The sequence below is a fragment of the Streptomyces sp. NPDC002838 genome (assembly GCF_040295365.1).
Classification (GTDB): Bacteria; Actinomycetota; Actinomycetes; order Streptomycetales; family Streptomycetaceae; genus Streptomyces.
This window is the reverse complement of record NZ_JBEOVF010000083.1, coordinates 1-22,780: the sequence shown is the minus strand read 5'-3', so window position 1 is coordinate 22,780 and position 22,780 is coordinate 1. Positions and strand designations below refer to the sequence as shown.

18 protein-coding genes and 1 pseudogene are annotated in these 22,780 nt (G+C 69.9%); 7 read left to right on the top strand and 12 right to left on the bottom strand.

The features are described 5' to 3' along the window. Nucleotides 1-35: 35 nt before the first annotated feature. The 6 genes from ABT063_RS48200 to ABT063_RS48175 all read right to left on the bottom strand — a co-directional run bounded on the left by ABT063_RS48200 (nucleotide 36) and on the right by ABT063_RS48175 (nucleotide 6,704). Complete coding sequence (locus ABT063_RS48200) at nucleotides 36-875, bottom strand: shikimate dehydrogenase (RefSeq protein ID WP_351067879.1); 840 nt, start codon at nucleotides 873-875, stop codon at nucleotides 36-38. Next, on the bottom strand, nucleotides 856-2,595 hold the full coding sequence (mltG, locus tag ABT063_RS48195; RefSeq protein ID WP_351067876.1) for an endolytic transglycosylase MltG: 1,740 nt from the start codon (nucleotides 2,593-2,595) through the stop codon (nucleotides 856-858). The genes ABT063_RS48200 and mltG overlap by 20 nt, the downstream gene beginning before the upstream one ends. 123 nt (nucleotides 2,596-2,718) lie before the next feature. After that, nucleotides 2,719-3,183, bottom strand: coding sequence for a Holliday junction resolvase RuvX (gene ruvX, locus ABT063_RS48190; protein WP_351067900.1), 465 nt, complete (start codon nucleotides 3,181-3,183; stop codon nucleotides 2,719-2,721). A 35-nt stretch (nucleotides 3,184-3,218) separates the two neighbouring features. Beyond that, entirely contained in the window at nucleotides 3,219-5,891 is a 2,673-nt protein-coding gene (gene alaS / locus ABT063_RS48185; RefSeq protein ID WP_351067874.1) for an alanine--tRNA ligase, read from the bottom strand. After that, the gene (locus ABT063_RS48180; RefSeq protein ID WP_095754427.1) at nucleotides 5,891-6,241 is read right to left on the bottom strand and encodes a hypothetical protein; all 351 of its coding nucleotides are present in this window, start codon (nucleotides 6,239-6,241) and stop codon (nucleotides 5,891-5,893) included. The genes alaS and ABT063_RS48180 overlap by 1 nt, the downstream gene beginning before the upstream one ends. 7 nt (nucleotides 6,242-6,248) lie before the next feature. Next, nucleotides 6,249-6,704, bottom strand: coding sequence for a DUF948 domain-containing protein (locus ABT063_RS48175; RefSeq protein WP_351067872.1), 456 nt, complete (start codon nucleotides 6,702-6,704; stop codon nucleotides 6,249-6,251). 153 nt (nucleotides 6,705-6,857) lie between these two features. Between ABT063_RS48175 and ABT063_RS48170 the strand changes: the two are divergent. Further along, nucleotides 6,858-9,022: pseudogene (locus ABT063_RS48170) on the top strand (ATP-binding protein). A gap of 24 nt (nucleotides 9,023-9,046) precedes the next feature. Here the strand turns inward: ABT063_RS48170 and rpsD are convergent. The 3 genes from rpsD to ABT063_RS48155 all read right to left on the bottom strand — a co-directional run bounded on the left by rpsD (nucleotide 9,047) and on the right by ABT063_RS48155 (nucleotide 12,044). After that, nucleotides 9,047-9,661 (bottom strand): 30S ribosomal protein S4, encoded by a 615-nt coding sequence (gene rpsD / locus ABT063_RS48165; RefSeq protein ID WP_351067870.1) that lies wholly within the window; start codon nucleotides 9,659-9,661, stop codon nucleotides 9,047-9,049. Nucleotides 9,662-9,988: 327 nt separating this feature from the next. Then, nucleotides 9,989-11,344, bottom strand: coding sequence for a replication-associated recombination protein A (locus tag ABT063_RS48160; protein WP_351067868.1), 1,356 nt, complete (start codon nucleotides 11,342-11,344; stop codon nucleotides 9,989-9,991). Between the two features lie 43 nt (nucleotides 11,345-11,387). After that, nucleotides 11,388-12,044 (bottom strand): vitamin K epoxide reductase family protein, encoded by a 657-nt coding sequence (locus ABT063_RS48155; RefSeq protein WP_351067865.1) that lies wholly within the window; start codon nucleotides 12,042-12,044, stop codon nucleotides 11,388-11,390. A 145-nt stretch (nucleotides 12,045-12,189) separates the two neighbouring features. On the opposite strand from ABT063_RS48155, the gene ABT063_RS48150 reads away from it, so the two are divergent. Genes ABT063_RS48150 through ABT063_RS48135 form a run of 4 tightly spaced genes read left to right on the top strand, consistent with a single transcriptional unit; the run spans nucleotide 12,190 to nucleotide 15,744 of the window. Then, the gene (locus ABT063_RS48150) at nucleotides 12,190-13,056 is read left to right on the top strand and encodes an ABC transporter ATP-binding protein (protein WP_351067862.1); all 867 of its coding nucleotides are present in this window, start codon (nucleotides 12,190-12,192) and stop codon (nucleotides 13,054-13,056) included. Next, the gene (locus ABT063_RS48145; RefSeq protein WP_351067860.1) at nucleotides 13,053-13,898 is read left to right on the top strand and encodes an ABC transporter permease; all 846 of its coding nucleotides are present in this window, start codon (nucleotides 13,053-13,055) and stop codon (nucleotides 13,896-13,898) included. The genes ABT063_RS48150 and ABT063_RS48145 overlap by 4 nt, the downstream gene beginning before the upstream one ends. Continuing rightward, on the top strand, nucleotides 13,895-15,124 hold the full coding sequence (locus ABT063_RS48140) for a sensor histidine kinase (RefSeq protein ID WP_351067858.1): 1,230 nt from the start codon (nucleotides 13,895-13,897) through the stop codon (nucleotides 15,122-15,124). The genes ABT063_RS48145 and ABT063_RS48140 overlap by 4 nt, the downstream gene beginning before the upstream one ends. Next, nucleotides 15,121-15,744: a response regulator gene (locus ABT063_RS48135; RefSeq protein ID WP_351067855.1), complete on the top strand. Its 624-nt coding sequence runs from the start codon at nucleotides 15,121-15,123 to the stop codon at nucleotides 15,742-15,744. The genes ABT063_RS48140 and ABT063_RS48135 overlap by 4 nt, the downstream gene beginning before the upstream one ends. Before the next feature lie 322 nt (nucleotides 15,745-16,066). On the opposite strand, the gene hisS is transcribed toward ABT063_RS48135, so the two are convergent. Further along, the gene (gene hisS / locus ABT063_RS48130; RefSeq protein WP_351067852.1) at nucleotides 16,067-17,329 is read right to left on the bottom strand and encodes a histidine--tRNA ligase; all 1,263 of its coding nucleotides are present in this window, start codon (nucleotides 17,327-17,329) and stop codon (nucleotides 16,067-16,069) included. A gap of 13 nt (nucleotides 17,330-17,342) precedes the next feature. Beyond that, a complete protein-coding gene (locus tag ABT063_RS48125) occupies nucleotides 17,343-18,062 on the bottom strand; it encodes an MBL fold metallo-hydrolase (protein WP_351067849.1) in 720 nt (239 codons plus the stop codon). Nucleotides 18,063-18,242: 180 nt separating this feature from the next. Here ABT063_RS48125 and ABT063_RS48120 point away from each other — a divergent pair, with 180 nt between their 5' ends. Together ABT063_RS48120 and ABT063_RS48115 are read left to right on the top strand one after the other, a co-directional pair. After that, entirely contained in the window at nucleotides 18,243-19,064 is an 822-nt protein-coding gene (locus tag ABT063_RS48120) for a peptidylprolyl isomerase (RefSeq protein ID WP_351067847.1), read from the top strand. 136 nt (nucleotides 19,065-19,200) lie between these two features. Beyond that, nucleotides 19,201-20,430: a DUF349 domain-containing protein gene (locus tag ABT063_RS48115; RefSeq protein WP_351067844.1), complete on the top strand. Its 1,230-nt coding sequence runs from the start codon at nucleotides 19,201-19,203 to the stop codon at nucleotides 20,428-20,430. A gap of 64 nt (nucleotides 20,431-20,494) precedes the next feature. Here the strand turns inward: ABT063_RS48115 and relA are convergent. Beyond that, nucleotides 20,495-22,780: GTP pyrophosphokinase (relA, locus tag ABT063_RS48110; RefSeq protein ID WP_351067843.1), on the bottom strand; the 2,286-nt coding region annotated here is incomplete at its 5' end.

Below are 22,780 nucleotides of genomic sequence, written 5' to 3'. Positions count from 1 at the left end.
GCATTACCACGCACCGACACTCAACCGAGCGGTCCCTACCGAGCCGCGAGTTCGTGCTCGCCGGCCTTCCGCATGGCGTCCAGCGGCGCCGGCCCGCGCCTCGTCATCTGCTCGACCTGGAGCACCGCCTGGTGGATCAGCAGGTCGAGTCCGCTCACGACGGCCCCGCCGTACCCGGACCAGCGGGCGGCGAGCTCGGTCGGCCACGGGTCGTAGAGCACGTCGAAGAGGGTGGCGGGCCGCTCCGGTACGGCCGAGGACAGCGCGTCGGTCGTGCCTGCCGGGGTGGTGGCGACGACGAGCGGTGCGCGCAGCGCCTGAGCGGCGTCGGCCCAGTTCGCCGTACGGACCTCGACGTCGAGCCGCTCGCCCCACTGCCGCATCTCGGCGGCGCGGGCCTCGCTGCGGACGTAGGCGACGACCTCGCCGGTGCAGATCCGGGCCAGGGCGGCCAGCGCGGAGGAGGCGGTGGCGCCGGCGCCGAGGATCGCGGCCGAGTCGACCTGCTCGATCCCCCGCTCGCGCAGGGCGGCGACCATGCCGGGGATGTCGGTGTTGTCGCCGACCCGGCGGCCGTCCTCGGTGAACACGACCGTGTTGACCGCCTCGACCGAGGCCGCCGTGTCGGTGATCTCGTCGAGCAGCGGAATGACGGCCCGCTTCAGCGGCATGGTCAGCGACAGCCCGGCCCACTCCGGCCCGAGTTCCGCCATGAAGCCGGGCAGGGCGGCCTCGTCGACCTCGAACCGGTCGTACGACCAGTCCGTGAGCCCCAGTTCCTGGTAGGCGGCGCGGTGCAGCGCCGGGGAGAGGGAGTGGGCGATGGGCTTGCCGAGCACGGCGGCCCGGCGGGCGTCAGCTGCCCCTGCTCTCATTGAACTTTTCCTTGAGCCTCAGGAATTCCGCGTGTGTCTTGGCGAATTCGGTCTTGTTCACGCCGTCCGTCGCCACGAAGTAGTACCAGCCGTCGTCGGTCGGATTCAGTGCCGACTTCATGGCCTCGTCGCCCGGGTTTCCGATCGGACCGGGCGGCAGGCCCTTCTGTGTGTACGTGTTGTACGGGTCCTTGTTGCTGTTGACCTCCGCCTCGGTGACGTCGATGTTGCTCTCGTTCTTCAGGTAGTTGTAGGTCGAGTCGAACTGCACGGCCCCGTAGGTCTCGGGGTTCGCGGGATCGAGCCGGTTATAGACCACCTCCGCCATCTTGCGGAAGTCGTCGCTGGTCTTGCCCTCGGCCTGGACGAGGCTCGCGACCGTGACGACCTGCAGCGGGTTCTTCAGCTTGAGCGCCTTGGCCTTGGTCTCCAGGCCGAACTCGTCGTACTTCCGTGCGGCCTGGGTCACCATCTCCTTCAGAACCGTCTCGGGCTTCATGCCCTTGGCGGCCGGATAGGTGCCCGGGTAGAGGAAGCCCTCCAGCGGGTCCTTGATCTCACTGTTGTCGTTCGCCCAGCTCGGCAGACCGAGGCTCTCGTATTTCTTCTCGGCGACCTTCCTGGTGGTGCCGGACGACAATTCGAGCTTCTCGTCAATGCTCTTGTAGACGGCGATATTGCGCTCGCCCGGCCTGACCAACACATTGTTCTGGCTCGTCGGGTCGAGCATCATCGCGACGGCACTCTCGGCGGACATCTGCTTCTTCAGCAGATAGGCGCCGGCCTGGATCTTGTTCCCGTCGGGATTCTGCGACTGCGCGGACACGAAGGCGTCGACGCTCTTGACCACGCCCGCGGTCTTCAGCGCCCGGCCGATCGCGGCACCGGTCGCGCCCTTGGGGATCTCGACGGTCACGATCTGGCTCGTGCCTCCGCCGGCGTAGTCCGGAGCCGGGGCGAAACGATCCTGGTAATACTGGTAGCCGAAATATCCGACTCCACCCACTCCGCCACCGAGCACCAGCAGGACCACCAGACAGGCGCATCCACTGCGGCGCTTCTTCTCCTTGCCGCCACGGCCCCGCCGGTCGCCGCGCCCGCCCTGGTCCCCCGCCTCGTCGTCGCTGTCGTCGTCATCGCCACCGCCCGCGAAGAAGGCGTGTTCTCCCTGGTCAGGGCCCGGGTCCCAGTCGGTCCGCGGCTCCGGTTCGGCGCGCCGCCGACTGGGCGGCTCCGGCGGCGGATACGCGTCCGGGGTGCCGTAGTAGTCGGGCTGCTGCCCGCCGTACGCCATGTTCTGCTGCCCGTACGGGTCCGCCGGGTCGGGGTACTGGCCGTGCGTGTGCCTGCCGGTGGCCCAGTCGCCGTTGTCGTACTGCTGCTGCGGCTGGGCACCGTACTGCTGCTGGTCGTACTGCTGGTTGTACTGCTGGTCGTACTGCTGCTGGTCGTACTGCTGCTGGTTGTACTGCTGCTCGCCGTACTGCTGCTGGTGCTGCTGCTGGTAGTGCTGCTGCGCCTGACCGTACGCGGCCTGCTGGCCGTTGCCCCAGTCGCCGTACTGCGGCTGCTGCGGCTGCTCCGGATGGTGCTGCGGCTGGCCGCCGTAGGGGGACTGCTGGCCCGCCTGGGCCTGCTGTCCGCCCCATCCGCCGTCCCCGTACAACGGGTCCTCCGGATGCCACGGTTCGGAGCCTTCGCCCCGGCCATACTCAGTCATCGATCCCCTAGAGCCGCGAAGCGGCGGTCGCCATTCGTTTACGGCTCGGCTCCCGTTCCGCCTCTTTCTGTACGACGGCTGTTCGAACACCGCCGCATCGCGCGGAACGTTACCGTATCGCGATCAGATGACCACTTCGACGCGTTCGCCGGGTGCTTTACCTGACACCCGTTCGGATTCCAGGGCCTGCTGCAAGATGATCACGGCCGCTGCCTGGTCAATGACCGATCTGCCCTTTTTGGACTTCACCCCTGAGGCGCGCAGTCCCTGACTGGCCGTCACCGTGGTCATCCGTTCGTCCACGAGCCTGACCGGCACGGGGGCGATCCCCTTGGCGAACTCCTGGGCGAAGCCGCGGACCTTGACCGCGGCCGGACCCTCGCCCCCCTTGAGGGAGCGCGGGAGACCGACGACGACCTCGATCGGCTCGTACTCCTCGACCAGTTGCCTCAGTCGGCGGTGAGCCGCGGGGATGTCCCGGCCGGGGACCGTCTCCACCGGGGTGGCGAGGATCCCGTCGGGGTCGCACGAGGCGACCCCGATGCGGGCGTCCCCGACGTCGATCGCGAGCCGACGGCCGCGGCGCATCGCCGGGCCGTCGTCACGCGTCTGTCCGGCCGCGCTCACTTGGCCGTTTCCACCACGAGGCGCTCGACGGCGTCGACGGCCTCGCCGATGGCGGCCGGGTTCTGGCCGCCGCCCTGGGCGACGTCCGGCTTGCCGCCACCGCCGCCGCCGAGGGTCTTGGCGGCCGTACGGACCAGCTCGCCGGCCTTGAGACCGCGCTCGCGGGCGGCCTCGTTGGTGGCGATGACCGTCAGCGGCTTGCCGTTGTTCACGGTGAACAAGGCGACCACGGCGGCCCGGCCGCCCTGGATGCGGCCGCGCACGTCGAGGACCAGCTTGCGCAGGTCGTCGGCGGTCGTGCCGTCCGGGACCTGACCGGTCACCAGAGCGACGCCTCGTACGTCCTTGGCGGACTCGGCGAGGCCGGCGGCGGCCTGGAGCACCTTCTCGGCGCGGAACTTCTCGATCTCCTTCTCGGCGTCCTTCAGCTTGCCGAGCATGGCGGAGACCTTCTCCGGGAGCTCCTCCGAGCGGCCCTTGATCAGCTCCTGGAGCTGGGCGACGACCGTGTGCTCCCGGGCGAGGAAGTTGTAGGCATCGACACCCACGAGGGCCTCGATACGGCGGACACCCGAGCCGATCGACGACTCGCCGAGCAGCTTCACCAGGCCCAGCTGGGCGGTGTTGTGCACGTGCGTGCCGCCGCACAGCTCCTTGGAGAAGTCGCCGATGGTCACGACGCGCACGCGCTCGCCGTACTTCTCGCCGAACTCGGCGATGGCGCCCTGCTTCTTGGCCTCGTCGATGCCCATGACGTCGGCACGGACGTCGAGGTCGCGGGCGAGCACCTCGTTGATCTTCTGCTCGACGTCGGTCATCACGGCCGTGGGGACGGCGGAGGGCGAGCCGAAGTCGAAGCGGAAGCGGCCGGGCTGGTTCTCGGAGCCGGCCTGGGCGGCCGTCGGGCCGAGGGCGTCGCGCAGGGCCTGGTGCGTGAGGTGAGTGGCCGAGTGGGCGCGGGCGATGGCCTTGCGGCGGCGGTCGTCGATCGAGGCGTGGGCCGTGGCACCGACCGTCACCTCGCCGACCTGGACGACGCCCTTGTGGACGTACACGCCCGGGACCGGCTTCTGGCAGTCGCGGACCTCGATGACGGCACCGGAGTCGACCTTGATGCGGCCGGTGTCGCCGATCTGGCCGCCGCCCTCGGCGTAGAACGGGGTGCGGTCGAGGACGATCTCGACCTCGTCGCCCTCGGTGGCGGCCGGAGAGGACACACCGTCGACCAGGATGCCGACGATCGTGGACTCGCCCTCGGTGTCGGTGTAGCCGATGAAGTCGGTCTCGCCGGCCTTGTCGGCGATCTCGCGGTAGGCGCCGACGCCGGCATGTCCGGTCTTCTTGGCCTGGGCGTCGGCCTTGGCGCGCTCCCGCTGCTCCTTCATCAGGCGGCGGAAGCCGTCCTCGTCCACGGAGAGCCCCTGCTCGGCGGCCATCTCCAGGGTGAGGTCGATCGGGAAGCCCCAGGTGTCGTGGAGCAGGAAGGCCTTGTCGCCGGGCAGCACGGCAGAGCCGGCGGCCTTGGTCTCGGTGACGGCCGTGTCGAGGATGTTGGTGCCGGCCTTGAGCGTCTTGAGGAAGGCGTTCTCCTCGGCGAGGGCGACCTTCTCGATGCGCTCGCGGTCCGTGACGAGCTCGGGGTACTGCTGGCCCATCATCTCGATGACCGTGTCGATCAGGTCCTTGACGACCGGGCCGGTGGCGCCGAGCAGACGCATGTTGCGGATGGCGCGGCGCATGATGCGGCGCAGGACGTAGCCGCGGCCCTCGTTGCCGGGGGTCACGCCGTCACCGATGAGCATCACCGACGTGCGCATGTGGTCGGTGACCACGCGCAGGGAGACGTCCGAGTCGTGGGCGTCGCCGTAGGCCACGCCGGTCAGCTCGGTGGCCTTCTTGATGACGGCCATGGAGGTGTCGATCTCGTACATGTTCTGCACGCCCTGCAGAATCATGGCGAGCCGCTCCATGCCGAGGCCCGTGTCGATGTTCTTGCTCGGCAGGTCGCCGAGGATCTCGAAGTTGTCCTTGCCGATGCCCTCGCCGCGCTCGTACTGCATGAAGACGAGGTTCCAGATCTCCACGTACCGCTCGTCGTTGACGGCGGGGCCGCCCTCGACGCCGAACTCGGGGCCGCGGTCGTAGTTGATCTCGGAGCAGGGGCCGCACGGGCCGGGGACGCCCATGGACCAGTAGTTGTCCTTCATGCCGAGGCGCTGGATGCGCTCCTTGGGCACGCCGACGATCTCGTGCCAGATGCGCTCGGCCTCGTCGTCGTCCTTGTAGACGGTGATCCACAGGCGCTCGGGGTCGAGGCCGTAACCACCGCTGTCCTGGGGCGTGGTGAGCAGCTCCCAGGCGTACTTGATGGCGCCTTCCTTGAAGTAGTCGCCGAAGGAGAAGTTGCCGCACATCTGGAAGAAGGTGCCGTGGCGGGTGGTCTTGCCCACCTCTTCGATGTCGGGCGTGCGGACGCACTTCTGCACGCTCGTGGCGCGGCTGAAGGGTGGCTTGACCTCACCCAGGAAGTAGGGCTTGAAGGGCACCATGCCGGCCGGGACGAGCAGCAGAGTCGGGTCGTCCGCGATGAGCGACGCCGAAGGGACGACGGTGTGACCGCGCTCCTCGAAGAAGCTCAACCAGCGGCGGCGGATTTCAGCCGACTCCATCAGTGGTCCTCATTCCGGTTGTACGAGTACGTCGGCCTCTCGACGTACTTCGGGTTGTTGCGGTTCTCGATGGCGGCGTACCGCCGGGGTGCGGGGAGTTCGGGGTCGACGGGGGCGTTGATCCCGAGCGCGTCGCCCAGTTCCTCCTCCCGCTGGGCCATGTTGTCCCGGACGTCGAGCGCGAAGCCCACCGCGCGGTCCTTGAGCCGGTGACCGGCCTCGATCGCCTTGTTCGTCGCCGTGGCGGCGAGGTTCTCGGGGGTCAGCTGCTTCAGCTTGCGGTTGACCTTGGTGGTGGCCCACACACCGGCGGCGACGCCCGTGGTGAACCAGAAGGTACGGCGGAACATCCTTGGGTCAGTCCTTCTTTCCGCGGTTGTTCCGCTTGCTCCGCCGCGCGGCCGGGACCGTACGGCCCACGATCACGGTACGTCGAGGCTCCTTGGCGGGCACGTCCTCACGTCGGCCGCCGAGGGCGCGGCGCACGCCGTACCCGAAGGCCGCGACCTTGACCAGGGGACCGCCGAAGGTGGAGGCGACGGTGGTCGAGAGCGCCGAGGCGTTCGACGTGACCTCCTGGACGTCCGACGCGATCGCGTCGACCCGGTCGATCTGGGTCTGCGCGGAGCGCACCGCCGTGGAGGCGTCGGCCAGCAGCGGGACCGCCTGATCGGTCACCTCCGCCACCAGCTTGGTGGTCGCCCTGAGCGTCTGGGCCAGCCTCACCAGTGCGACGGCGAGGAAGGAGACCAGGATCGCCCAGAAGACGGCCACCAGGATCCCGGCAACCTCTCCACCGGACACTGTGTGCACCCGCTCCCTGAAACGTGCCTGAGTATCGAAAAAGTCGTACGCCGAGCCTATCGCGCCGGGGATGCCGCTCCGTACCGGATTCCCGCCCGCGCGCACTCGGGTCGCGCGGAGCGATTGTACGGACTGAATACGGCTCAGTACGCTCCGTGTTTTGTGTGCATCCCTCAGGCCGGCAGCGCTCCCGTGCACGGCAACCTGCCCCTGGAGACCGACGCGTTCGTGGGCCGCTCGGCCGAACTCTCCGGGCTGGCGCGGGCGCTCGGCTCCGCTCGGCTGGTGACGGTGACGGTGACGGGTGGCGGCGGGGTCGGCAAGTCGCGGCTGGCGGCGCACGCGGCGGCGCGGTCCTCGCCGCGTGACGGCGTGTGGCGGGTGGAGCTGGCACCGGTGCGTGATCCGGAGTTCGTCGACCACGCGGTCGTGGAGGCCCTGGGGCTGACGGATCACACCGCGCGCGGGCCGGGAGAGACGTTGCTCGCGCATCTCGCCGACCGCGAACTCCTGCTGGTCCTCGACGGGTTCGAGCACCTGGTGGACGCGTGCGCCTCGCTGGTGAGCGAGCTGCTGCGCCGGGCGCCCGGTCTCGGGGTGCTCGCCGCGGGGCGCAGAGCCCTGGACGTGACCGGTGAGCGGGTGCTGCCGCTGGGGCCGCTCGGCGAGGAGGAGGCGACCGAGCTGTTCCTGGACCGGGCGGCACGGCACGGGATCTCTCTCCGGGACGATCCGGAGGTACGGGAACTGTGCCGGCGTCTGGACGGCATTCCGCTGGCGATCGAGCTGGCCGCGGGACGGATGACGTCTCTTTCCCCCCGGCAGCTCCTTGAGCGGCTCGACGACCGGTTCCGGCTGCTGACCGGCGGGGCCCGGGACACCCTGCCCCGCCATCGGGCGCTGCGTACGGCGATCGGCTGGAGCCACGAACTGTGCACGCCCGAGGAGCGGTTGCTGTGGTCGCGGCTGTCGGTGTTCGCCGGGCGGTTCGATCTTGAGGCCGCCGAGTACGTTGCGCCGGCGACGGACTGCACTCCGACGACGTGCTCGATGTCCTGACGGAGCTGCTCGCCCAGTCCGTGGTCACGCGCGAGGAGACCGCGACGGGCATGCGCTACCGCATGCTGGACACGGTCCGGGCGTACGGCGCCGACTGGCTGGAGGCGACGGGGGACGCGGTCCGGCTGCGACGGCGGCACCGCGACTGGTACGCGGGCCTGGCCACCTGGTGCGAGCTGGACTGGTTCTCGCCGCGGCAGAACGAGGTGGCCGCGCGGATCGAGGCGGAGCTGCCGAACCTGCGCTCGGCCCTGGAGTACTGCCTGTCCGAGCCGGACGAGGTGTATCTGGGCCAGTACCTGGGCTCGCTGTGGTTCCACTGGGTCGGCTGCGGGCGGCTGTCGGAGGGGCGGCACTGGCTGGAGCGTGCTCTGGAGCTGGAGTCTGACCATGCGCGGTCGCGGCTGAAGGCCCTGGGGGTGCTCGGTTACGTGGCGATCCTGCGGGGCGACACGGTGCCCGCATTGGCCGCGCTCCAGGAGTGCCGCGAGGAGGCGGAACGCACCGGCCACTCCACGGCGGTGGCGTACGCCGAGCATCGCACCGGCTGTCTGGCCCTGGTCGGCGACGACATGGCGCGCGCTGAGACGCTGCTGCGCTCGGCGCTGGCACGCTACCGGGAGATCGGCGAGCTCAACAGCAACGTCCTGGGCCAGGTCGAGCTGGCGATGACGCGGGCGTTCCAGGGCGACCTGCCGGAGGCGGTGGCGCTGTGCGAGGACGTCCGCAGGATCTGTGAGGACCACGGCGAGCGCTGGGCGCGCGCGTACGCGCTGTACGTGCTGGCGCACGCGGCCTGGAGCGAGGGCGCCCCGGCACATGCCCGCACGTTGCTGACGGACTGCCTGGGCAGCGCCCACGCCTTCCGCGATCTGCTCGGCTCGGTGCTGCCGATCGAACTGCTGGCCCTGGTCACGGCCACGGAGGGGGACGCGGCGGAGGCCGCGGCGCTGCAGGGCGCGGCTTCCACGATGTGGCCGTCGGTGGGCCTGCCGCTGTTCGGTTCGGCGTACTGCAACGCGCCGCACGTGCGGTGCGAGGCGATGGCGCGGGAGCGCCTGGGCGACGAGGGGTACGCGGAGTGCGTACGGCAAGGTGCGTTGCTCGGCCGGGAGGAAGCGGTGGCCCGGGCGCTGGGACCGTTCCGTACGCCGTCGCTGGGGGCGATGCCGGCGCCGCGCGGGCCGGTGCGGCATGTGGCGGCCGCCCTGGACATGCCGAAACCCGCCGCCTCGCCCACCCGGAAGGGCGGGGAGACGGCGGGCTGAGGTGGTGCTACGGCCTGCTGGTGATCAGCGGGCGTAGTACTCGACGACGAGCTGCTCGTCGCAGATCACCGGGATCTCCTTGCGGTTCGGCTCGCGGTCCAGGCGGAACGCCAGGGCCCTGAGGTTCACCTGGAGGTAGCGCGGGGTCTCGCCGTCGGGGGCGAAGCCGCCCTCACGGGCGATCGAGAAGAGGGTCTTCTCGCGGCTGCGCTCGCGGACCATCACGACGTCGTCGGGCTTGACGCGGAAGGACGGCTTGTCGACCTTGTGGCCGTTGACCTCGATGTGACCGTGGACGACCATCTGACGGGCCTGGTAGATCGTGCGGGCGATGCCCGAACGCAGGACCAGGGCGTCGAGACGGCGCTCCAGCTCGATGATCAGGGCCTCACCGGTCTTGCCCTGAACCTTGGAGGCACGCTCGTAGGCGCGGACGAGCTGGCGCTCGGACACGTCGTACTGCGCGCGCAGACGCTGCTTCTCCAGCAGACGGACCTTGTAGTCCGAGTTCTGCTTGCGGCCACGGCCGTGCTCACCCGGCGGGTAGGGGCGGGCCTCGAAGTACTTGACGGCCTTCGGGGTCAGCGCGATGCCGAGGGCACGCGACTTCTTGACCTTGGGGCGGGACTGATTCGCCACTGTCTTTAGTCTCTCTGTCTGTATCCGGCTCACCAGGGTTAGGGGAGGTCGCATCCGCAGCCGGGGAAACCCTGCGGGTCCGCATGGGACCTGCGGGGCAGCCGCTCCCCTGGTCTGGGCACATACGTGCAGCACGCGAGTGGCCCACCGACCTCTCCCGGAGCTCCGGGTGGTGGTGGGCTGCCCGCGACACCGTTCGACGGTGCGCGACGCTCCTGGAGATCCTGGCGGACCAGGCCTCCGGCTGGATGTCCCGTTCTGGTGGTGCCGGCTCCCTTTCGGGGTCCGGACACGGGACTCAGCGCTTCAAGCGAGTCTACAGGGTGCTCAAGACCGCTTACGACCGAGGTGTTTTCTGGTCCACTCCACGGCGTCCGCGTACCGCGCCTCCGCCCCGTGCCGGCCCGGGGTGTAGTACTCACGGTCCTTGATCGCGTCCGGGGCGTACTGCTGGGCGGCGATGCCCTCGGGCAGGTCGTGCGGATACACGTACCCCTGCGCGTGTCCCAGCTTGGCGGCGCCCTTGTAGTGCCCGTCGCGCAGGTGCGGCGGCACCGGACCCGCCTGGCCCTTTCGTACGTCGTCCAGGGCGGCGCCGATCGCGGTGGTCGCGGAGTTGGACTTGGGGGCCAGGGCGAGGGCGATGGTGGCGTGGCTGAGGGTGAGGGCGGCCTCGGGGAAGCCGATCATGGCGACGGCCTGGGCGGCGGCGACCGCTATGGGGAGGGCGTTGGGGTCGGCGAGGCCGATGTCCTCGCTGGCGGAGATCATCAGGCGGCGGGCGATGAAGCGGGGGTCCTCGCCGGCTTCGATCATGCGGGCGAGGTAGTGCAGGGCCGCGTCGACGTCGGAGCCGCGGATGGACTTGATCAGGGCGCTGGCCACGTCGTAGTGCTGGTCGCCGTCGCGGTCGTACTTCACGGCGGCGCGGTCGACGGTCTCCTCCAGCGTGGTGAGGCCGACCTCCGTCTCGCCCTTGTCCAGCGCGGCCCCGGCGGCGGCCTCCAGAGCGGTCAGGGCGCGGCGGGCGTCGCCGCCGGCGATGCGCAGCAGGTGGGCCTCGGTGTCCTCGGGGAGGGTGACGGCGCCCTTCAGACCGCGCTCGTCGGCCAGGGCCCGGTGCACCAGGCCGCGCAGGTCGTCGTCGGTGAGAGGTTCGAGGGTGAGGAGGAGGGAGCGGGACAGGAGCGGAGAGATGACCGAGAAGTACGGGTTCTCGGTCGTCGCGGCGATCAGTGTCACCCAGCGGTTCTCGACCGCTGGGAGCAGGGAGTCCTGCTGGGCCTTGCTGAAGCGGTGGATCTCGTCGAGGAAGAGGACGGTCTCCTTGCCGTATCCGCCGGTGGCGCGGCGGGCGCCGTCGATGACCGCGCGGACCTCCTTGACGCCGGCGGTGATCGCCGAGAGCTCCACGAAGCGCTTGTTGGTGGCCTTGGAGACGACGTACGCCAGGGTCGTCTTGCCGGTGCCGGGCGGGCCCCACAGGATCACCGAGGACGGTCCGGCCGGGCCTCCACTGCCCTCGCCGACCAGCCTGCGCAGCGGGGAGCCCGGCTTCAGCAGGTGCTGCTGGCCCACGACCTCGTCGAGGGTGCGCGGGCGCATCCGGACCGCCAGGGGGCTGCTGGACGGCTCCTTCTCCTGGCGTTCTTCTGCGGCTGCGGTGAACAGATCGGGCTCCACGCTCAGAACCCTAAATCACCGCACTGACAACGCGGAGGCCGCGTCAGCTGGTCCAGAAGTCCCACCAGCGGGTCAGGATCAGCATGCCGATGATGCCGATGTGCAGCACCGGCATGACCCAGGTGAACTCGCCGAAGAAGCCCTTCAGCCAACTGGGCGCGGGCAGGAAGCCGTTGCGCACGTTGAACGAGGTCACGTACCAGAACATGATGATCGTCGCGACCCAGGCCAGGCAGCACCACAGGCACAGCGCGTTGATGCGGTACAGGGACTGGAACGTCAGCCAGGCGCAGAAGCCGACGCCGAAGAGGGTGCCGGCGTTGAAGGTGAGCCAGTACCAGCGCGGGAAGCGGGCCCGCCCGAGCAGGCTCATGCCCACGCAGATGACGATGCCGTAGGCGACGAGACCGAGCATCGGGTTGGGGAACCCGAAGGCGGCGGCCTGCTTGCTCTCCATGACGCTGCCGCAGGAGACGACGGGGTTGAGGCTGCAGCCCGGCGTGAAGGACTTGCCCTCGACCTTGGCCTCGAGCAGCTTGAACTTGTCGATCGTGATGACCCACGCGGCGAGCAGTCCCGCCGCGCCGGTGATCACCAGCAGCAGGGCGAAGGCGCGACTGCCGCCCACCGACCGCGGCGCGACGTCGGCTCGCTCCGGCTCGGGCTCGGTGGAGACGTCTTTGACTGTCGTCTTGCTCATCACGCCGATTCCGTCACTTGAGAGTTGGACCTTGTCGGGACACGGGCCATTGTGCCGCACGCGCGCGCGTGTCCACCGTTCGGTGGACATAAGGAGGTACGCGCGGTCGTCCCGGAGCGCTCGATTCAGGACGAGGCTCGTCTCCATGACAGCACACGCGAACGGACTCGCGGTGGACGTACGGGGGCTGCGTAAGCAGTACGGCGACGTGACCGCGGTCGACGGCATCGATCTCGGTATCCGCAGGGGCGAGGTCTTCGGACTGCTCGGACCCAATGGCGCGGGCAAGAGCACGACGGTGGAGATCCTCCAGGGCAACCGCTCCCGGGACGGGGGCGAGGTGTCCGTGCTGGGCACGGATCCGGCGCACGGCCCGCGCGCGTGGCGCTCGCGTGTCGGAATCGTCTGGCAGGACGAATCCGCGCCCGCGGAGTTGACGGTCCGCGAGACCGTGCGGCACTTCGCCCGCTACTACCCGAGGCCGCGGGACCCGGAGGAGGTCATCGGCCTGGTCGGTCTGGAGGCGAAGGCGGACAGCCGGATCAAGGCGCTCTCCGGCGGGCAGCGCAGGCGGCTGGACGTGGCGCTGGGGGTGATCGGCGGCCCGGAGCTGCTGCTCCTGGACGAGCCGACGACCGGTTTCGACCCGGCGGCCCGGCGCCAGTTCTGGGACCTGATCCGGGGGCTGGCCGACGAGGGCACGACCATCCTGCTGACCACGCACTACCTGGAGGAGGCGGAGGCGCTCGCGCACCGGCTGGCGATCGTCACCAAGGGACAGGTCGTCGCCGAGGGGGAGCCGGCCGAGCTGCGGGACCGGCACGGCAGCGGTGCCACCGTCGAGTGGACCGAGCCGGACGGCTCCCCGCGCGCCGAGCGCACGGACACGCCGACCCGGACGGTCGCCGAGCTGATGCGCCGCTTCGACGGCGAGATCCCGGGGCTACGGGTGACCCGCCCCACGCTCGAGGACGTCTACCTCCGGCTCACCGGACAGGAGGACGCGCGATGACCACGTCCGCCGTACGGTCCCGGACCGAGGCGCCCGCCGAGCGGCTGCCCGGGGTCTGGGGGCTCGGACTGAGCCGGGGGGCCCTGGAGATCAAGCAGTTCTTCCGGCAGCGCGAGCAGGTGGTGTTCACCTTCGCCTTCCCGGTGGTGTTCCTGTTCCTGTTCGCGTCGATCTTCCGGGACGACGTGCAGGGCGCCGGCATCACCGCCTCGCAGCTGTACGTCCCGGCGATGATGGCCGCCGGCATCATGTCGACGAGTTTCCAGTCGCTCGGCATCTCCATCGCGATCGAGCGGGACGAGAAGGTACTGCGCCGGCTGCGCGGCACGCCGATGCCGAAGGCGGCGTACTTTCTCGGCAAGATCTGGCTGGTTCTCGTCACGGGTCTGCTGGAGACGGTGATCCTGCTGCTCGTCGGGACGACCTTGTACGACGTCGAGCTGCCGTCGGACGCGGGCCGGTGGTTCGACTTCGCCTGGATCTTCGTGCTGGGTCTCACGGCGTGCGCGCTGCTCGGCATCAGCGTCAGCTCGGTCCCCAAGTCGGGCAAGAGCGCGACCTCCGTGGTGGTGCTCCCCTTCCTCGTCCTGCAGTTCATCTCCGGGGTGTACATCGCGATCGACACCATCCCGGGCTGGATGCTGAACATCGGGGCGCTCTTCCCGCTGAAGTGGATGTGCCAGGGCCTGCGCGGGGTGTTCCTGCCGGAGTCGGCGCAGGTCCTGGAGCAGGCCGGAGGCTGGGAGTTCGGGCGGATCGCCCTGGTGCTGGGGGCGTGGTGCGTCGGAGGATTGGTGTTGTGTCTGCTGACCTTCCGGTGGAAGAACCGGCGCGACGGATGAACGGTCCGGCCTTAGCGGTCGGTGCCTACACCTGGGACCGTTCGTTCCGGCTCTGGGACTCCTACTTCGCGCTGATCTGGGTGGCCACCCTGGTGTTCGTGCTCGGTGCGGGACAGCCGGGGTGGCCGGTCCGCGCGGTCGCGGCAGGGCTGCTGGTCCTGTTGATCCCGCTGTTCGTGTGGGTGGGGCGTCCCATCCTGCGCGGGGATCCGCCCGAGGTACGGCAGGCCCTCGGTTATCTGGTGGCGGCGATGGCGCTGTTCCTGCCGTCGGCGGTCCTCGTGGGCGAGACGCGTCTGATGACGTTCGCGCTCGTCCCCCAGTGCTTCATGAGTCTGCGGATGCGGTGGGCGCTGGTGGCCGTGGCCGTGATCAACCTCGCCCCCGTGGCGGGCTGGGCGCTGCTGTGGTGGCCCAGTGACGAGGCCGTCTTCTTCAACGGGTTGTTCGCCGTGGTCACCCTCGGCTTCTCGGTGGCCGTCGGCACCTGGGTGATCCGCATCATCGAGCAGAGCCAGGAGCGGGCCGAGCTGATAGCCGAGCTGGACGCCAGCCGCCACGAGGTCTCCCGGCTGTCGGCGGCGCACGGCGCGCTGGCGGAGCGGGAGCGGATGGCCCGGGAGATCCACGACACGCTCGCGCAGGGCTTCACCAGCCTGCTCATGCTGGTCCAGGCCGTGGAGGCGGAACTCGACCGGGATGTGCCCCAGGTCCGGCGTCACCTGGCGCTGATGGACGAGACGGCCCGGCTGAACCTCGCCGAGGCGCGTGCCCTGGTCGCCGGTGGCGCGCCCGCCGACCTGGACGGCGCCTCGCTGCCGGACGCGCTGCGCAGGCTCGCCGCGCGCCACGAGGCGACACTGGGCGTGTCGGGGCCGGTCCGTCCGCTGCCGGCCGGTCCCGAGGTGGTGGTCCTGCGCTCCTGCCAGGAGGCGCTGGCCAACGCGCGCAAGCACGCGGGCGGTTCGGCGGCCGTCGACATCGCGCTGACGTACGCCGTCGAGGCCCTCACCGTGTCCGTACGGGACGACGGGTGCGGCTTCGACCCCGGCACCGCCGGTGACGGCTACGGTCTGGCGGGACTGCGTGCCCGGGCCGCCGAGGTGGGCGGAACGGCACGGATCAGCAGCGCGCCGGGCGCCGGCACGACCGTGACAGTCCGCCTGCCCGTACCACCGACGCCATCGGTGTCGCCGTCGCCGTCGCCGTCAAGGAGCTCATCGTGATCCGGATCGTCCTGGCCGACGACCACCCCGTCGTACGGGAGGGTCTGCGGGCGATGCTGAGTGCCGAGCCGGACCTGGAGGTCGTCGCCGACGCCTCCAGCGGTCCGCGGGCGGAGGCGCTGGCGGCCGAGTTGCGGCCCGACATCGTGCTGATGGACCTGCGGATGCCGGAGGGCGGGGGCGTGGACTCGATCGTGCGGATGAGCGAGGCGGGGCTGCCGTGCCGGGTGATCGTCCTGACGACGTACGAGACGGACCGGGACATCCTGCGTGCCGTCGAGGCGGGGGCCGCGGGCTACCTGCTGAAGGACATGCCGCGAGCGGATCTGGCCGAGGCCGTACGAGCGGCCGCGCGGGGCGAGACGGTTCTGGCGCCCTCGGTGGCGGCCCGGCTGGTGGACCAGATGCGGACCAGGCCCGAGCGGCCGCACCTGTCGGAGCGGGAGACGGCGGTGCTGCGGCTGGTGGCCGAGGGGTGTACGAACGCCGAGATCGGGCGGCGGCTGTTCATCGGGGAGTCGACGGTGAAGACCCATCTGCTGCGGGTCTTCGCAAAGCTGGGAGTGGACGACCGGACGGCGGCGGTGACGAGAGCGATGAGGCACGGGTTGCTCGACTGAGACGCCTCTGGGGGGCTCCGCCCCAGACCCCGGACCTATGCCCACCCACCACCCGACTCGACGGATCGAGAGGTGCACGCCCCCCAGCACGTCCGGCGATTGAGGACGAGGCCGTTCAGGCCGACGGGGTGCGGGGCGGAGCCCCGGCGGGGTGAGTGCGGGGCGGAGCCCCGGCGGGGTTCAGGGCCGGAGCCTCATGGCCGTGCCCTCAGCGGAGTTGAGGGCCGGAACCCCAGCCCGCCGGGGTCGAAGGGGCGGAGCCCCTGGGGATGGGACGGGTAGGGGCGGCGGGGGCGAGAAGAACCCGGCACCCCCACCCCCCTCAGCCCAGCCTCGACTCCAGCTCCGCCACGATCTCGTTCACGCCGACCGCCGTCTGTTCGCCCGACTCCATGTCCTTCAGCTGGACCACGCCCTCGGCGAGGTCGCGTTCGCCGACGACGATCGTGTAGCGGGCGCCACTGCGGTTGGCGTTCTTCATCGCGCCCTTGAGGCCCTTGGCGCCGTAGGAGAAGTCCGCCGCGATGCCCACCTTGCGCAGCTCGGTGACCTTGGCGAACAAAACCCGCCGGGCCTCCTCGCCGAGCGGCACCGCGAACACGCTGGTGGTGGAGGGGAGTTTCAGCTCGACGCCCTCCGCCTCCAGGGCGAGGACCGTGCGGTCGACACCCAGGGCCCAGCCGACGGACGGCAGCGCCGGGCCGCCGATCATCTCCGACAGGCCGTCGTAGCGGCCGCCACCGCCCACCGCGGACTGGGAGCCCAGCCCGTCGTGGACGAACTCGAAGGTCGTGCGGGTGTAGTAGTCCAGGCCGCGCACCAGCTTCGGGTCGTCCTCGAAGGAGACGCCCGCCGCCGTGATCAGCTCGCGCACCTCCTCGTGGTACGCCTTGCAGGCGTCGCACAGGTAGTCACGCAGGAGAGGAGCGCCCGTCAGCTGCTTCTGCACCGACTCCCGCTTGTCGTCCAGGACACGCAGCGGGTTGATCTCCGCACGGCGCAGCGTGTCCTCGTCCAGATCCAGGCCGCGCAGGAAGTCCTGCAGGGCGCCCCGGTAGACCGGACGGCACTCCTTGTCGCCCAGGCTGTTCAGAAGGATGCGGAAGTTCCTCAGCCCCAGCGTTCGGTACGCCTGGTCCGCCAGGATGATCAACTCGGCGTCCAGCGCCGGGTCCTCCGCGCCGATCGCCTCGGCGCCGACCTGGGAGAAGTGGCGGTAACGGCCCTTCTGCGGGCGCTCGTAGCGGTAGTACGAGCCGGAGTACCAGAGCTTGACCGGGAGGTTGCCCGCCTTGTGCAGGTTCGCCTCCAGGGCGGCGCGCAGCACGGACGCCGTGCCCTCGGGGCGCAGGGCCAGCTTGTCGCCGCCCTTGGTCTCGAAGGCGTACATCTCCTTGGTCACGATGTCGGTGGACTCCCCGACTCCACGCGCGAACAACTCGACGCTCTCGAAGCCGGGCGTCTCGATGTAGCCGTAACCGGAGTTGCGCAGCGGGGCGGCGATCGCCTCACGGACGGCCAGGTACTTGGCACTGTCCGGCGGAATCAGGTCGTACGTGCCCTTGGGGGCCTTGAAGGTGCTCACGGAAGGTCTCTCGTCACATTCCTCGTCGGGGGGTGCTCGCACCCGCGCCGCGATCTTGGCGGCCGGCGGCCACCTGCCGCAGATAGGGGTTGGTGGCGCGCTCCTGGCCGATGGTCGTCTGGGGACCGTGGCCGGACAGCACCACGGTCGAGTCGTCGAGCGGCAGGCACACGCGGGCCAGCGAGTCGAGCATCTCGGCCATGTCACCGCCGGGCAGGTCGGTGCGTCCGATGGAGCCGGCGAACAGCAGGTCGCCCGAGAAGAAGATCGGCGGGATGTCCGCCGCCTCGGGCAGCCCGAAGGTCACCGACCCCTTGGTATGGCCCGGCGCGTGCGCGACGGACAGCTCCAGACCGGCCAACTCCAGCTTCGCGCCGTCGGTCAGCTCCTTGACGTCGTCCGGCTCCCCCACCGTCAGTTCGCCCATCAGCGGCATCCCGATGGAACGGCCGAGACCCATCGACGGGTCGCTCATCATGTACCGGTCCTCGGGGTGGATCCACGCCGGTACGCCGTGCGCGCCGCACACCGGGACGACCGAGGCCACGTGGTCGATGTGGCCGTGCGTGAGGACGACGGCGACGGGCTTGAGCCGATGCTTCTTCAGCGTTTCCTCGACTCCCTCGGCGGCCTGGTGGCCGGGGTCGATGATCACGCACTCCTCACCGGCGGCGGGGGCGACGAGATAACAGTTCGTCCCCCAGGCCCCGGCGGGGAACCCGGCAATGAGCACGATCGTCCTTCGTTTGTGTCGATACGGGTGGGCTTCAGGGCAGCTGCGCCTGTGGTCAGAGCCTACCGGCGCTGCCGATTCCTCAGCGAACCCATATACGGTACGGGGCACACGAAGGCGGTCGGCTCACAAGACGCACGCGTCCCAGTCGACGTACGAGACGCATGAGGAGAAAACCCGGTGGTCACCCAGGAACAGCGGAAGCGTCAGCTCGCCCGGGAGAAGTTCTTGCGGCAGCAGCAGCGGCGCACGGCCGCACGGCGCAAGGCGCGCATGCGCAACTCGGTGATCGCGTCGGTGCTCGGCGTGATCCTGGTGGGCAGCCTGGCCCTGTACACGACCGACGTCCTCAAGGGCGACGACAAGGCCGACGCGAGCTCCGAGGCGAGCCCGAGCGCGGAGGCGTCGCCCAGTAAGGCGCCGGACCCGTGCGACAAGCCGGCCGCGGGCAAGGTCAAGTCCGAGACCTGGAAGAAGGAGCCGGCGATGACCATCGACGAGTCGGCGAAGTACACGATGAAGCTGGCCACGACGTGCGGTGAGATAGACATCGCGATGAAGACGTCGGCGGCCCCGCACACCGTGAACTCGTTCAACTTCCTCGCCGGCAAGGGCTTCTTCGACCACACCAAGTGCCACCGGCTCACCACCAACGGCATCTACGTGCTGCAGTGCGGCGACCCGACCGGCTCCGGCAGCGGCGGTCCCGGCTACACGATCCCGGACGAGAACCTCAAGGACAAAAGCCTGAAGGGCAACGTCTACCCGGCGGGCACGGTCGCGATGGCGAATACCGGCCAGGCGCACACCGGCGGCAGCCAGTTCTTCCTCGTGTTCCAGGACAGTCAGCTGCCGCCCAGCTACACACCGTTCGGTACCATCTCCGATTCCGGCATGAAGGTCCTGAAGAAGATCGCCGCGGCGGGCGAGAGCACCGGCCAGGGCGACGGGGCGCCCAACGCGACGGTCGTGATCAACAAGGCAACTGTCACCAAATCCTGACCGCCAACTGCGAAATTTCGGTCGCGCGGGATGCGGACAGGCAACCCGCCGGTCGCCTATGTTGGCCGTGACGAAACTGTGGACGATGCCCGGGGGTGCTTCAGGCCCCCCGCAGGCATCATGTGGAGGAGGCGCTGTGAGCAGCGACCCGTGGGGCCGCGTCGACGAGACGGGGACCGTGTACGTGCGGACGGCCGACGGCGAGCAGGTCGTCGGTTCCTGGCAGGCCGGCTCCCCTGAGGAAGCGCTGGCCTACTTCGAGCGCAAGTACGAGGGCCTGGTTGTCGAGATCGGCCTCCTCGAGAAGCGAGTGAAGACCACCGACCTGTCGGCGAAGGACGCGCAGGCCGCCATCGACCACATTCGGGAGCAGGTCGACGCGCACCACGCGGTAGGCGACCTGGACGCGCTCCGGGTCCGGCTGGACAAGCTGGTGGAGCTGGTCGAGAAGCGCCGCGAGGAGCGCAAGGCGCAGCGGGCGAAGCAGTCGGACGAGGCGCGCCACGCCAAGGAGGCGCTGGTCGCCGAGGCGGAGGAGTTGGCGCAGTCCGACCAGTGGCGGGCCGCCGGCGAGCGGCTGCGTGCCCTGGTGGACACCTGGAAGGGTCTGCCGCGTCTGGACCGCAAGTCGGACGACGAGCTGTGGCACCGCTTCTCGCACGCCCGCTCGGCGTTCTCCAAGCGTCGCAAGGCACACTTCGCGGCGCTGGACGCGCAGCGTGAAGAGGCCCGCAAAACCAAGGAGCGGCTGGTCGCGGAGGCCGAGGCGCTGTCCGGCTCGACGGACTGGGGTCCGACGGCCGCGCGCTACCGCGAGCTGATGGCCGAGTGGAAAGCCGCCGGCCGTGCCCAGCGCGAGCACGAGGACGACCTGTGGAACCGCTTCCGCGGCGCCCAGGACGTCTTCTTCGCCGCCCGCAGCTCGGTCTTCGCGGAGCGCGACGCCGAGCAGGCCGAGAACCTGAAGCTGAAGGAGGAGCTGGCCGAGGAGGCCGAGAAGCTCCTGCCGATCGGGGACCTGAAGGGCACGCGGGCCGCGTTCCGCTCGATCAACGAGCGCTGGGAGGCCATCGGCCACGTGCCCCGCGACGCGCGGCCGAAGGTGGAGGGCCGGATGCACGCCGTCGAGCGGGCGATCCAGGAGGCCGAGGAGACCGAGTGGCGCCGGACCAACCCGGAGGCACGCGCGCGTGCCGAGGGTCTGACCGGCCAGCTCCAGGCCGCGGTGGACAAGCTGAAGGGCCAGATCGAGCAGGCGCGTGCCCAGGGCAACAACGCCAAGGCCGACAAGCTCGAGAAGGAGCTGGAGGGCCGCCAGGCCCTGCTGGACCAGGCGCTGAAGGGACTGCAGGAGTTCGGCGGCTGACGGACGCGTGAAGAGGGGCTCCCGTACCTGTCCGGTACGGGAGCCCCTCTCGTCGTATGCGGTGCTATCGGCTGCGCGCCGACGTCACCCGGTACACGTCGTACACGCCTTCGACGCCTCGTACGGCCTTCAGCACATGGCCGAGATGCTTCGGGTCGCCCATCTCGAAGGTGAAGCGGGAGGTGGCGACGCGGTCGCGGGAGGTCTGGACGGCCGCGGAGAGGATGTTGACGTGCTGATCGGACAGCACGCGCGTGACGTCCGACAGGAGCCGGGAGCGGTCCAGGGCCTCGACCTGGATGGCGACCAGGAAGACCGAGGACTGGGTGGGCGCCCACTCGACTTCGAGGATGCGCTCGGGCTCGCGGGACAGCGAGTCGACGTTGACGCAGTCGCTGCGGTGAACCGATACGCCACTGCCGCGCGTGACGAAGCCGATGATGGGGTCGCCCGGGACCGGCGTACAACAGCGGGCCAGCTTGACCCACACGTCGTCGACGCCCTTGACGACGACACCCGGGTCGGCACTGGAGCGGCGCTTGCGGCTGCGGCCGCGGGACGGCGGTACCGACTCGTCGATCTCCTCGGTGGCGGCCTCCTCGCCGCCGAGCGCCTGGACCAGCTTCTGCACGACGTTCTGCGCGGAGACATGGCCCTCGCCGATCGCCGCGTACAGCGCGGAGATGTCCGGATAGCGCATCTCGTGGGCGAGCGTCACCAGGGAGTCGCCGGTCAGGATGCGCTGGATCGGCAGGTTCTGTTTGCGCATCGCGCGGACGATCGCGTCCTTGCCCTGCTCGATCGCCTCGTCACGGCGCTCCTTGGAGAACCACGCCCGGATCTTGTTACGGGCACGCGGCGACTTCACGAAGCCGAGCCAGTCGCGGGACGGGCCCGCGCCGGACGCCTTGGAGGTGAAGACCTCCACCAGATCGCCGTTGTCCAGGGTCGACTCAAGCGGTACGAGACGGCCGTTGACCCGCGCCCCTATGGTGCGGTGGCCGACCTCGGTGTGCACCGCGTACGCGAAGTCGACCGGGGTGGCCCCGGCCGGGAGCGCTATGACGTCGCCCTTGGGGGTGAATACGAAGACCTCGTTGCGGGAGAGGTCGAAGCGCAGGGACTCCAGGAACTCGCCCGGGTCCTCGGTCTCCTTCTGCCAGTCCAGCAGCTGTCGCAGCCACGCCATGTCGTTGATGGCGTCCTTGTCCTTGCCGGACGACTTCGGCGCGTCCGTACGGACCTTGGAGGTGCCGGCAACAGCCTCCTGCTTGTACTTCCAGTGCGCGGCGATGCCGTACTCGGCGCGGCGGTGCATGTCGAACGTGCGGATCTGGAGCTCGACCGGCTTGCCGTTGGGCCCGATGACCGTCGTGTGCAGTGACTGGTACATGTTGAACTTGGGCATCGCGATGTAGTCCTTGAACCGGCCCGGGACCGGGTTCCATCGCGCGTGCACCGTGCCGAGGGCGGCGTAGCAGTCGCGGACGGTGTCCACGAGGACGCGGATGCCCACCAGGTCGTAGATCTCCGCGAAGTCACGGCCGCGGACGATCATCTTCTGGTAGACGCTGTAGTAGTGCTTCGGGCGGCCGGTGACGGTCGCCTTGATCCGGGCGGCGCGCAGGTCGGCCTGGACCTCGTCGGTCACTATGGCCAGGTACTCGTCACGCTTCGGTGCCCTCTCGGCCACCAGCCGTACGATCTCGTCGTACATCTTGGGGTAGAGGATCGCGAAGGCGAGGTCCTCCAGCTCCCACTTGATGGTGTTCATGCCCAGGCGATGGGCGAGCGGCGCGTAGATCTCCAGGGTCTCGCGCGCCTTCTTCTCCTGCTTCTCGCGCTTGAGGTAGCGCATGGTGCGCATGTTGTGCAGGCGGTCGGCGAGCTTGATGACCAGGACGCGCGGGTCCTTCGCCATCGCTACGACCATCTTGCGCACGGTCTCGGCCTGTGCGGCCTCGCCGAACTTGACCTTGTCCAGCTTGGTGACGCCGTCGACGAGCAGCGCGACGGAGTCGCCGAAGTCGCGGCGGAGCTGGTCCAGGCCGTACTCGGTGTCCTCGACGGTGTCGTGCAGGAGACCGGCCATGAGCGTGGCCGGGTCCATGCCGAGCTCGGCGAGGATCGTCGTCACCGCGAGGGGGTGCGTGATGTACGGGTCGCCGCTCTTGCGCTTCTGGCCGCGGTGCCAGCGCTCGGCGACCTGGTAGGCGCGCTCGATCTGACGCAGCGTGGACGTCTCGATCTTCGGGTCGTTGGGGGGGGGGATTCCCCCGAGACCGACCCACACCCCGGGGGTGGGGGGTGGGGGGTGGTAAGGCCGTAGCGCGGGGGGGGCGCGGGCGCC